The following is a 12475-nucleotide window of genomic DNA, read 5'->3' on the forward strand; positions in this document are numbered from 1 at the left end:
ATTAAGCTTCAGTACTATCTCCAACCTGTAGCACGCAAAGCCAAAGTGAACCTTTCACTTTGGCTTTTTATGTATTTAAAGATCAATACCAAATAAGTTGGTCAATGCAGCATGGATCTGCAAGGTAGGGGTTTCTTCTGTGTAAGGCGCAACAGCTAGTAAGGGGGCGCTTATTCGCTGTCGAAGAGACGCTAAATTTTCGTCAAACTCTGCCATATCTCTATCAATCTGATTGGCAATCCAACCCACACACTTTACGCCTTGAGATTGCAATACTTGCATCGTCAAAAGTGTATGGTTAAGGCAGCCAAGTTTCATACCTACGACCAGTATGACAGGTAATTGCTCAGCAATTACCCAGTCGTAAAGGTATTGCGTATCATTGATTGGTAACGCCCAACCGCCTGCACCTTCCACGAGTCTAAATTCAGCACCCAGGTCATCTAATGCGAGATAATGCTTGCGCAAGACTTGAACAGAAACTTCAACACCAGCCCGTTTTGCAGCAATATGTGGTGCAATTGGAGGGGCAAAACAAATAGGATTTATTTGCTCATATTTACCGTGTACCGACGCACATTCCATTAGGCTGAGTGCATCTTCGTTGACTAATTGGCCAAAAGCTTCCTCAGCCCCTGCTGCTATGGGTTTAAAGCCCAAAGCTTTCCGCTTGTGCTTGGCTAAAAACTTCAGTAACAAAGAAGTTACGTAGGTTTTTCCAACCTCAGTATCTGTACCTGTAATAAAAAATGCGCTCATCGTTTGAATAACTCCAATAGTGCGACTTGGTAGGTCACAGGCGCACAGCTATCTGTAATTGGATACCCATCAATTACTTTTCTGTACGCTTTTCGCCCCATCAAGCCTTTCTTTTCTCGGCTACCTTGTAACTTATTTGCCCCAATATGTTTGATTGATTGTATTGCTGCTTTCGCATCAGGATACTCGTCTACCAACGCAATTTGCTTAGCACTGCCAATGTCGAAGCCAGCCTCTGCTGCATACCCAATCAGTGCTGATAAAGTCAAAAAGTGATTGACATGTGTTTCACAATCATTTGCCTGCCATGCTACCGCTATCTCATTTAGCGAACCAGTTAATACAGATGATAGGACAACTTGCCCTCCTGACTTACACACTCTCGCCAATTCAGTAAACAACTGAGCTGGGGACTGACTCCATTGAATTGCAAAATTTGAAAACACCGCGTCAAAAGTTTCAGATTGAAATGGCAAGGCATCCATATCAGCGCACACACGTCCTGTCGTATTTGGCCCCTGCATTAACATGGCATGACTCAAATCCATATGTACTACATCGGCGGCTCGGGCTGCTAATATATCATGGTGTAATAGTGGTCCCGCCCCCAAGTCTAGTATATACCGATTACTTAAACGCAACTTAGTGAATAATAATGCCGCTGCTTTCGTTTGTACTTTTGCATATTTACCATAATTATCAGCCGCTTTGGAGAAGCATTCAGCCGTATGTTGTTTAATAGCATCTGACATTACACTGTTTTTTGGTGAGTGGCGGTTCATAATATCTCCCCCAAAACTTGTACTAAATAATGTATATCATCACTTTTGTGGGCTGCTGTTAAGGTGACTCTCAGCCGTGCCGTATTGTGAGGTACCGTCGGTGGCCTAATGGCCGTTAGCCAAATATTATGTTCTTTAAGCTTTCTCTGAGCGTTTAACGCATTCTCAGCGGATCCTAACACAATAGGTTGTATTGGTGTGTTCGATGTCAACAAAGGGATATTTACGTTTGCACATAACTGTTGAAATAACGCAATATTTTGTTGTAGCTGAGTCCGCGCGTCATCTGCATTAATCACTTTGTCTAACTGTTGTAACGCACTATGTGCCATGACTGGCGACATTGCGGTAGAGTATATGTAATCCCTATTTACCTGTACTAGATAGTCAATAACATCATGGCTAGCCAATACTGCAGCGCCTTGGCAAGCCATTGCTTTACCAAATGTGATCACTAATATGTCCGGTTTATTCTGTGTTTGTGCACTACCTAGTCCCTGCTTCCCGGTAATACCAAAAGCGTGCGCATCATCAATCATTAACCAAGCATTATGCTGCTGCTTTAATGCATGTAACTGCGCTAATGGCGCGCTATCACCATCCATTGAAAACACCCCTTCACTCACGATCAACTTATTTAATGCGTTACTTTTTTCTAACCGTGCTCGCAAGTGATTCATATCATTGTGATTAAATCGAATGTGCCTTGTATCACTGTGCGATGCGCCATCAATTAAACTGGCATGATTGAGCTTGTCTTGAAAAATAGCACTGTCTTTTGCAACTGATTGTTCATTAAAAAGCGCTTTTAATACACTGCTATTCGCGCTAAACCCACTGCTAAATAACATTGCATCATCGTAACTCAGCAATTGACATAAAGCATGCTCTAGTTTTTTATGAACATCTAAATATCCCGTTACCAATGAAGAACTTCGGCTCCCCGATAATACGTCGTTAGCCAAAACAGGCCCACCTAAGCCTAAATAATCATTGCTGGCAAAATTCAAGTAACGTTTTGAGTCAACATTAATATACCTTGCATCACTGCTTTGTATACATATACGACGGCGTAGCAACGACTTAGCACGTCGTTGCTCGATACTGTGCTGAATAAAATCAAACGCCATTAATTTGCTTCGTAAAATAGCTCTGAGGTTGCTTTATCAGCGATGGCTGAAGATAGAGATGCCTCATAAGCTTCATCAGAATAATCATGACGTTCTTCAGGCTTCATTCCTAACTTTTTCAGTAAGTTCATATCTGCATCCGCTTCAGGATTTTCAGTAGTCAGCAGTTTGTCACCATAAAATATTGAATTGGCACCAGCGAAGAAACACATTGACTGCATTTGCTCATTCATTGCCGAGCGACCTGCAGAGAGTCGTACGTAACTAAATGGCATCATAATGCGCGCTACTGCAATTGTGCGAATAAATTCGAAATGATCTAAATCATCCACATCTTCCAATGGCGTACCTTTAACTTTAACCAGCATGTTAATTGGTACACTTTCTGGTTGTTGGTCTAAATTAGCTAATTGAATTAGTAAGCCGAAACGGTCAGACGCTTGCTCACCCATACCAACGATACCACCAGAGCATACTTTCATGCCTGCATCGCGTACATGGTCAATGGTATCAAGTCTGTCTTGATAAGTGCGGGTTGTTATTATTTGCTGGTAATATTCTGGTGAAGTATCTAAATTGTGGTTGTAGTAATCTAGCCCAGCGTTTTTAAGCGAGTGAGCCTTATCATTGTCTAGCATGCCTAATGTCATGCAGGTTTCTAAACCCAACTCTTTAACTTCTTTAACCATTTTCTCTATATATGGCATATCACGGTCTTTAGGATCTGACCATGCAGCACCCATACAAAAACGCGTTGCACCTTTATTCTTAGCTAAACGCGCTTGCTCCACCACTTTCTCAACTTCCATCAAACGTTCACGTTCAAGGTCTGTTTTATAATGACCTGACTGAGGGCAGTATTTACAATCTTCAGGGCACGCCCCTGTTTTTATTGATAGCAAGGTTGAGATTTGCACTTCATTGGGATTAAAATTTTCGCGATGAATACTTGCAGCCCTAAATAGTAAATCATTAAATGGCATTTCAAATAGTGCTTTTACTTCTTTATGAGTCCAATCGTGGCGAACTGTGATCATATTGTTTCTCTTTATTCTTGTAGCAAGTGTCTAAATTATGTGCACTTAACTTGACGGTGATTGGCTTAGTCTACTGAGTGACGTAGTATTGTCAACGACAAAGCAAGTAGCAGGGTTTACAAGTGAGTAAAAATAACGCAATTGATTTAGATTTTGACAGAGAGCATATTTGGCATCCTTATACATCCATGATTGACCCACTCCCCGTTTACCCGGTGAGTCATACGGATGCCACACATATATATTTAGAAACTGGAGAACAACTCATCGATGGCATGGCATCTTGGTGGAGTGCGATTCACGGCTATAATCACCCAAAACTTGTGCAAGCCATCACTGAACAAGCGCAGTCTATGAGCCATGTCATGTTCGGTAGTATTACGCATGCCCCAGCGATCAATTTATGCAAAAAATTAATCCACATAACGCCGAAGCCATTACAAAAAGTATTTTTGGCCGATAGTGGCTCGGTCAGTGTTGAAGTGGCTATTAAAATGGCGCTACAATTTTGGATGAGTCAAGGGACGCAACATAAAACGAAACTAATGACGGCAAGAAAGGGTTACCATGGAGATACCTTTGCGGCAATGAGCGTATGTGATCCCGTTAATTCAATGCACAGTATGTACCAAGGGTTTTTACCAGAACATATTTTTGTGCCGGCACCAGCATCATCATTTGGCGGTAATATTAATCATGATGAATTAGTAGAATTAGAAAATAGCTTTAAGCTACATCATCATGAAGTCGCGGCGTTCATTATCGAGCCTATAGTTCAAAATGCAGGCGGCATGAATTTCTACCACCCTGCTTATTTAAAAGAGCTACGCATACTCTGTGATAAATATAATGTGTTATTGATCCTCGATGAAATAGCAACAGGTTTTGGCCGTACAGGGAAATTGTTTGCTTGTGAACATGCGAACATAAGTCCAGACATACTGTGCATAGGCAAAGCCTTAACCGGTGGAACCATGACACTATCTGCAACACTTACCACAAACCATGTCGCCACCGAAATAAGTAAAGGCAATGCCGGTGTACTTATGCATGGACCCACATTTATGGGCAACCCATTAGCCTGTGCTGTGGCGTCAGCAAGCATTGATTTATTATTTGAAAATAACTGGGAAGCGCAAGTAACGAGGTTATTTGGTGCAATGCAACATCTTCGTTTGTGTGAAAAACTCGACGCAGTAGAAAATGTGAGAATACTCGGAGCTATAGGTGTGGTGGAAGTAAAGCACACCGTCAATGTTGCCAAAATTCAGCGATACTTTATAGACCAAGGACTATGGATCAGACCTTTTGGCAAGTTAATTTATATTATGCCTCCTTACATTACGTCAAACCAACAAATTCACGCCCTATGTAATGGTATTTATACTGCTTTAGAGCAACAACAGTATTAAAAGACTATGCTCTAGGGGAATAGGGCTAACGGTTTTATTGACTTAACCCAGTCTATCAAATTATTGCAAATTCTAGTATTTACACTGAAATTTGTTCCTAAAGGTGATAGACTATGCCCTTTTTGAATCTAGCAAGCTTATAAAGGGCAAATATGCATCAAACCGTCAAATTGCAGCCAGTCGAAGCGTATAAAGCGCCTCGATTTACCGTTTATCAACATCGTCAAATCGACAAGATTGAACAGCTAGACAAGCTACCAGAGCACCTTCGTTTTGAAATGAAAGTTGTGGCTAACGTTTTCCCATTTCGGGTAAACAATTTTGTTATCGAGGAATTAATAGATTGGGACAAGGTGCCCAACGATCCAGTATTTCAGCTTACCTTCCCTCAACGTGGTATGCTTGATGATGAATCTTATGATGAAATGGCTGCTTTGTTGCAAGGCGATCATACTCCTGAAGATGTGTTTAATCTTGCCACAGAACTTCGCCAAAAGTTCAACGCACACCCTGCGGGACAAATGGAAAAAAACGTACCTGAATACGAAGGCGAACGGGTTGACGGTATTCAGCATAAATACAAAGAAACCGTCTTATTTTTCCCTTCTCAAGGTCAATATTGTCATTCTTATTGTACTTTTTGTTTCCGCTGGGCCCAATTTGTAGGCAAAGCAACTCGATTCAACAATAATGATGAAGAACTGTTACATAATTATCTTGCAGAACACACCGAAGTCACTGATTTACTTATGACCGGTGGTGATCCGATGGTAATGCGTACCGTTAAATTGCGTAAATATTTAGAAGCATTAAAAGAACCCCGCTTTGATCATATTCGCACTATTCGTATTGGTACTAAATCTTTAACGTTCTGGCCATTCCGTTACGTTACTGATCCAGATGCACAAGAGTTACTCGCGCTTCTTAAGGAGCTGGTTGATGCAGGCAAACATGTATCGATCATGGCGCATATCAACCATAAGCAAGAGTTGCGTACCGAAGTAACTAAAGAAGCCATCCGTTTGATCCGTCAAACTGGTGCCCAAATAAGAACCCAAGCCCCTCTTCTGAACAACATCAATACAGACCCTAAAATGTGGTCTGAAATGTGGAAAGAACAAACTCAAATGGGCATGATCCCTTATTATATGTTCATTGAGCGTGATACCGGTGCCAAGCGTTACTTTGAGTTGCCTCTTTATAAAAACTGGGAAATATTCCGTGAGGCATATAAAGAAGTATCTGGCGTAAGTAGAACTGTGAGAGGCCCATCAATGAGCGCTGGGCCCGGTAAAGTAGAAGTATCAGGTGTCAGTGAAATAAACGGTGAGAAAGTATTTGTTTTACGCTTTATTCAAGCTAGAAACCCTGATTGGGTACAACGGCCTTTCTTTGCAAAATACGACGAGAAAGCCACTTGGCTTGATGGCTTAGTCCCCGCGTTTGGAGAAGAAAAATTCTTTTGGCAAGATGAATACGACGCAATGTAAATATTTATATACATTAAACAGATGCATTACAAAGCCGATTAAATTGCAGTTTCAATTTTATCGGCTTTGTAAATCAACATACATTTTTGCTCACGTGCCATCAGGCTTAATGACAAACCCTTTCTCAATACCACTTTTGAACCCTACAGACTCATAAACACGGTGCGCCGCAGTTAATTCTTCACCCGATAATAGCATCACTTTACAACAACCTGGCTGCCATGCCAACGCAACAGCATATTCTAATACCTGACGACTTAACCCTTGTCTACGAAACTCACTTCCTGTGACTACATGTTCTATGATTGCAAATGGTTTTCCACCATTTGCAATGCTTCTATTTAAACCTAACGCACACGTTGCGGCTATCTTCCTCCCTGAATTATATGGGAATGCTCATCATCTATTAATTCCGCCCATTTCTTTTTCATAACTTCCGGTTTAAGTACTGGATCATGTGGCCTAAGCTCCTCATACAACCCCAACACACCAATTAAATCATTTATATTTGCTAATCTGATCATAACCGCCACTGATTTATCGTTCTATCACTATGAAACGGCTTATTAGACACCACCTCACAGTACATTTGTCCCTAAATTTTGACCATAAATAAAATTTACTAGTGCGTCAACCATCTACCCCGCCGTTACTTATTTTTGACCGCATGATTTGCTTCATTAAACGTTGTTTATATAAAGCAAAGAAAATCCACCCAAATGAATTAAGCCAAGACCAAATTTGGCTCAGAGTACCTATTTAACTGCTAATTATTTAACCTTTCTCAATAAATATTAAAAACAAATAAACTTTATTGTAATAAAAACAACATTCAATTTTTGCATACTGTAAATGTATTTATTTACCTACAAACAATTATTTAGGTAAATGGTATGGGTTTATGTAACTTGGTTTGTTACATTTTTATTGCAGGAAATGTCAACATGTGAAAATAAAGTATTTTTGATCTGAATCAAACTATGTTTAAATTGCTTTTCAAGGACTCAAAAACTTATTCTTTTAATAACAATAAGTTTGCTACATGGAGGTGTATTTTAAGAACAACAATCATTGTGGTAATCAATATGAATAAAAAACTACTTTTATCTGCAGTACTCGCACTATCATCAACATCTTTACTTGCGTCTAACCAAACATTTCAAGCCAGCATCAATGGTTGGAGTGAACCCACATTTGCAGAAACAAATGCGCTACATTTCGGTAAGATTCGTCTTGCTGCAGGGTCTGCCTGTACCATGGATAACGCAGGGGCGGTAACCGGCGACTGTGATGCATCTGATGCAAATATTCAACTTGGTGGTATTACAGTGTCGGGTTTAGCACCAAACTCAGCAATGAATATTACCGTTTCAGGTAGTTCAAGCGCCAATTTAACTTTTGCACCAGCAACGACCGCAACTGACGGCACATCAACGGAAACCACTGCGGATGGCGTTGCAAGTGCATTCACAACTGATGGTTCTGCGTCTGATATTACTATCAATGTATACGGTCAAATGACGGTTGATACAGCACTAACGGCTGGTGGTGACTATGACGTAGACTATACTGTAGATGTGTCATTCCAATAAATTTATGACCTTTATTCAATGGGTTAAATAATTTTTTCATTCGAACTTGTGGAATGTCACTCCGCAAGTTCATTTCTTTTTTTAGTCTGTAAGCTGTATTATGACCTGCAAAAAACACATCGCTCTTCTGCTCGTTTTATCATTAGTATTCTCCAGTAAGGTATTCGCCAATTTAGCACTATCTGAATACCGTTTATATTTTGATAATCGTACAAAAAACAATTCTCTTATGATCAGGAATACATCTGGTAAAACGTTAGATTTTAGATTAGTACTTACGCATAAAGATATGACGGAAGACGGCGCACTCATTGATGTACCACTGTCTGAAGTTACAGGACGCTCCGCCAAAGGCATGCTCAGATTTTCTCCAAGAAGAGGCCAAATTGCAGCTAAAGAAGTACAAGCTATTCGAATGACGGTTCGTAAAAAAGCCGACTTAGCGCATGGTGAATACAGAGCAGTTTTAAGGATCATCGCCTCGGAATCTCAAGACCCGAATGCCTCAGGGATCAGTATCAAGCCCAAAGTTGCCTATAGTGTCCCCGTCATAGTAAGGCATGGTCAACTAGAGGTTAGTTCTCAACTTATCAATCCACAACTTGTTACACAAAATGGCCGCTCGAATGTGTTGGTATGGCAAACTCTTCAAGGCAATCGCTCTTTATACGGTGATTTCAAAATACTGGATAGTGACAAACAAATTGTAGGTGAAATCAGAAACGTGGGCGTATATACGCCACTGAATAGACGGAAAGTGTTCATCCCACTACAAACGCCAGTTCAAGGGCCTGTCACGATTCAATATATTGAGAATAATAAGTATGGCGGTTCTATTGAGTTAGAAGTACCGATGCAACTTTAGGCGCTACTTCAACTTGATCAACACATTATTATATAGACTACAGCTTATCGTGATTGTGGGCTGTATTCTCTTTAGTTTGCCATTACACACACAACCGTTACAACCTTTGTATCAGTGGACTGTTGACGATGACGCTTTTGTCATCGTCAATGTTAAATTGAATGGCAGCTCGGTCATATCCGATATGGAGGCGTACTACACAAAAGATAATCGACTGTTAATGCCAATACACTCGGTGAGCACAACATTAGGTATTACATTAACCATAAAAAACAACATGCTCATAGGCCAACTAGAACATAGTGACAACCCCTTTTCAGCGGTATTACACAACAATGGGGGCGCTCAAAACGCATGGCTTTGGGCAAAAGACGACTTTGATCATTATATTGACCTCGAGATATTAAATAGCGTATTAAAAACTCAATCTAAATTTAACTACTCACTCATGCAGCTTTCTTTTACAAGTTCGCTTTTAAAAGCTAAAAATAATAACGCGACAAGTACACCTGTTAGTTATCGTAATAAGGCCATCCAATTTGACCACAGTATTTCTGATTTATACCAAACAATTTCCTACCCTATTACTGAATACGCATTAAATACTAGTTATAGCTCGCGTACAAAACGCTCAAAAGGGTTAGTGAGACTTAACAGTTACTTTGACTTACTTGAACATCAAGCCGAGTTGCGCTTTAACCAAAATAAGAATCAAACCAGTACTTTTTTCAAAGTTAAAAAACACATTGATTTATTTAATAGTGATGAGCGACTTATCAATACCCATTATCAAGTGGGTGATATTCAATCTAGCAGAGATCCACTGGTCATGTCTGCGACTCAAGGTCGTGGCGTTACCTTCTCAAATACAAATCCAAATACATCGCAAAGTTTCTCGACCATAACCATCGAGGAACTCACCCTCCCAGGTTGGATAGCCGAACTCTACCGCAATGGGCAATACATTGCGTCATCAGTTTCCCAGAATGAGAACGTAGTCCGCTTCGAAGACATTGAAACCTTCTATGGTAACAACGTATTTGAGATCAGACTATTCGGCCCACAAGGCGAACAACTCACTAAGAAACAAAAAGTAACCGTGGGCGAAAATGCACTTGCTCCAGGTAAATTCAGCTATAAACTTGAAGCGATAGATGCCCAAAAAAGTTTATTCGGTAATAAACAATCTAGTACAACACCTTTTGACCACGCTTTAAATGCTAACCTTTCATATGGTTTAACTGACAAACTCACGTTCGACTCTAGTATAAGTGCCTTAAATGCCGAACACCCTAATCGCTATATAAGTGCGGGTATAAATGGAATTTCTGATAGTGGCAGCTACAAAGTCATTGCTGCCAAACAACTCTCAGCTGGGTACGCATTATTTACCGGTTATCGAGGTATAATAACTGGTCTAACGGACCATGACATTAACATCAATGCACAGGCGAGTGTAATTGACAACTTTACCAGCGCTATTTTCTCAAAACAAAAACACTCACTTAAAAGGCGCATGTCTGTGTCTCTTAATGGAAAGTCATCATGGATAAGTGACCTTAATTGGGACTTGCGTTGGCTTAATGAACATCGAAATAACAAGTCCGAGCGTAATATTACCTCTTTTGGCGTCAATAAGAATTACCTCGGTGGCACCTGGTCGAGTCAATTTCAGTATGATGACTCTCAAGATATGCTGACAAACCGTGCTTATTGGTCTCTTGATCTCAAAGGCTGGCGATGGACAAATTCAGTTGATTGGCTGCCAGTAAATGACCGTAAATTGAAAAGCTTCAGAAGCAATTTACGGTGGCCACAAACCCAAGATAGCTTCAACCAAACTCAAATCTCATACAACCCAAATGCCAATGCTAAATTATTGCTAGGGCATCAATACACTTATCGACATCATGATTTTAATGTTAACTTTTCAGGTCAATACGACAGTGAAGATGATTGGCAAATATCGATTGGTTTAAGCGGTACATTCAGTTTTGACCACGTTGAAAACACATTTGAGTTTGACTCCCCTAGGGCACTTAGTAGCGGGCAACTTGAAGTATTATCATTCGTTGATTGGAATAATAACCAAGTCTTTGATAGCGATGATCAACCTGTTTCTGATGCTATTTTAACGGGTAATTATCGCTGGAAAGACCTAAAAACCAATGAGAATGGTCGAATACTGTTACCCAGCAGCAGTGGAGGACAAATTTTGGAAGTCGACGTTCGTTCACTCTCCAATCCATACTATCAGTCATCATATGGTAAAATAAAAACCCTCTCGCACCGTGGCGGCATTAGTCGAGTGAATGTACCCATCTCTGTTTTCAATGAGGTTGAAGGCACACTCTATTTTGCAAATTCAAATGCAAGTAAGCCAGCTGCTGGGGTGTCTGTTATGCTATTAGATGTAAATGGTGATATTCAATATGAGGCAATCTCAGAGTATGACGGATACTACTTTTTCTCCAATGTTTCTGCCGGTAAGTACACGGTTAAAATAGAGTCTAACCAGCTTAACATTGCTAATTTAATAGTTAAAAACCTACCTAATAAAATAATAACACCAAAAACTGGTGACACACTGATCCTAAAAGATATCATTTTATTGGAACAGCATGAGCCGCTAGAACACTCTCATATACTGACAAAACAAGATATTTCTGAGAATAGCTACTTTGTACAGCTCGGTGTTTTCAAAAAGTTCTCTTCTGCGCTAATTGTTGCAAAAAACACACCAAATACCCTCAATGCGTTACACATTTATCATAATCAGTTAAATATGAATTACTATTTAGTATCAGGATCATACGCCTCTAAAGCGCTTGCGCAACAGGCTATCAATTCAGTATACGCAGTGCCATCCTTATTCGGCAGTTTCATGGTTGATGCAAGGCGCTATGACGCTAAAACCTGGCATAACCTTGGTACAATTAATCAAGATAGCAACCACCGCTATTTTTTCTGTGAATATGCACGCTACCGGTCAGCAAAACAACTCAATCGTGCTTTAATAAACTCAATAGATACCCTCTTTATTCTTAAATTAAATCGCAACGCTAAAGCCAATTTTCAAGTGCTTTCTGGTCCACATGATAGCAATAAGGGTAAACAATGTGATCCACATACAAGTCAATTAATCAAATCACCAATAAAGGTTGAAAAGCTCAGTTGGCATGGTGTTATTTCAGGTTTACGAGATGCTCGTGAAAAGGTTACTGCAGAGGATTAAACACCACGTTATGTGTATTCTTGAAGCTATCTAATTGAGAACAATGTACTTCACACTGCGCCCCAAATGACTCTAAAACCCAATTGCTTTCTATTACCTTTATATAACACGCAGATCTAATTTCATCTTGTTTTTTCGCTGGAATCACCCGACACATACTAAAGCTGCCTAAT

10 protein-coding genes and 1 pseudogene are annotated in these 12475 nt (G+C 40.1%); 5 read left to right on the plus strand and 6 right to left on the minus strand.

Annotated features, from left to right (window positions below; genetic code table 11):
• Nucleotides 1–75: 75 nt before the first annotated feature.
• From bioD to bioB, 4 genes are read right to left on the minus strand one after another with little or no spacing between them, the layout of a single operon-like run.
• Complete coding sequence (gene bioD / locus J8L97_RS20985) at nucleotides 76–759, minus strand: dethiobiotin synthase (protein ID WP_210997597.1); 684 nt, start codon at nucleotides 757–759, stop codon at nucleotides 76–78.
• Entirely contained in the window at nucleotides 756–1541 is a 786-nt protein-coding gene (locus J8L97_RS20990; RefSeq protein ID WP_211052580.1) for a methyltransferase domain-containing protein, read from the minus strand. Before J8L97_RS20990 ends, bioD begins: the two co-directional genes overlap by 4 nt.
• The gene (locus J8L97_RS20995) at nucleotides 1538–2671 is read right to left on the minus strand and encodes an 8-amino-7-oxononanoate synthase (protein WP_211052581.1); all 1134 of its coding nucleotides are present in this window, start codon (nucleotides 2669–2671) and stop codon (nucleotides 1538–1540) included. The genes J8L97_RS20990 and J8L97_RS20995 overlap by 4 nt, the downstream gene beginning before the upstream one ends.
• Nucleotides 2671–3708 (minus strand): biotin synthase BioB, encoded by a 1038-nt coding sequence (gene bioB, locus J8L97_RS21000; protein WP_211052582.1) that lies wholly within the window; start codon nucleotides 3706–3708, stop codon nucleotides 2671–2673. The genes J8L97_RS20995 and bioB overlap by 1 nt, the downstream gene beginning before the upstream one ends.
• A 122-nt stretch (nucleotides 3709–3830) precedes the next feature.
• On the opposite strand from bioB, the gene bioA reads away from it, so the two are divergent.
• Both bioA and J8L97_RS21010 read left to right on the plus strand, forming a co-directional pair.
• The gene (bioA, locus tag J8L97_RS21005) at nucleotides 3831–5120 is read left to right on the plus strand and encodes an adenosylmethionine--8-amino-7-oxononanoate transaminase (RefSeq protein WP_211052583.1); all 1290 of its coding nucleotides are present in this window, start codon (nucleotides 3831–3833) and stop codon (nucleotides 5118–5120) included.
• A gap of 152 nt (nucleotides 5121–5272) precedes the next feature.
• The gene (locus tag J8L97_RS21010; RefSeq protein WP_192507388.1) at nucleotides 5273–6610 is read left to right on the plus strand and encodes a KamA family radical SAM protein; all 1338 of its coding nucleotides are present in this window, start codon (nucleotides 5273–5275) and stop codon (nucleotides 6608–6610) included.
• A gap of 90 nt (nucleotides 6611–6700) precedes the next feature.
• Here the strand turns inward: J8L97_RS21010 and J8L97_RS23665 are convergent, their stop codons facing one another.
• Nucleotides 6701–6979 carry a GNAT family N-acetyltransferase gene (locus J8L97_RS23665; RefSeq protein WP_312037199.1) on the minus strand — a complete coding sequence of 93 codons (279 nt, stop codon included), beginning with the start codon at nucleotides 6977–6979 and terminating at the stop codon, nucleotides 6701–6703.
• 716 nt (nucleotides 6980–7695) lie between these two features.
• Between J8L97_RS23665 and J8L97_RS21020 the strand changes: the two genes are divergently transcribed.
• From J8L97_RS21020 to J8L97_RS21030, 3 genes are all read left to right on the plus strand, one after another.
• Nucleotides 7696–8202, plus strand: a complete 507-nt coding sequence (locus J8L97_RS21020; RefSeq protein ID WP_192507386.1) for a hypothetical protein — start codon at nucleotides 7696–7698, stop codon at nucleotides 8200–8202.
• Nucleotides 8203–8302: 100 nt separating this feature from the next.
• Nucleotides 8303–9067 (plus strand): hypothetical protein, encoded by a 765-nt coding sequence (locus J8L97_RS21025; RefSeq protein ID WP_211052584.1) that lies wholly within the window; start codon nucleotides 8303–8305, stop codon nucleotides 9065–9067.
• Nucleotides 9068–9080: 13 nt separating this feature from the next.
• Nucleotides 9081–12302 carry a carboxypeptidase-like regulatory domain-containing protein gene (locus J8L97_RS21030; RefSeq protein WP_211052585.1) on the plus strand — a complete coding sequence of 1074 codons (3222 nt, stop codon included), beginning with the start codon at nucleotides 9081–9083 and terminating at the stop codon, nucleotides 12300–12302.
• Here the strand turns inward: J8L97_RS21030 and J8L97_RS21035 are convergent.
• Nucleotides 12286–12475 (minus strand): annotated as a pseudogene (locus tag J8L97_RS21035) (hypothetical protein); the annotation flags it as partial. The gene J8L97_RS21030 and the pseudogene J8L97_RS21035 overlap by 17 nt on opposite strands.

It is taken from the genome of Pseudoalteromonas sp. MMG012 (assembly GCF_018100875.1).
GTDB lineage: Bacteria > Pseudomonadota > Gammaproteobacteria > Enterobacterales > Alteromonadaceae > Pseudoalteromonas > Pseudoalteromonas aurantia.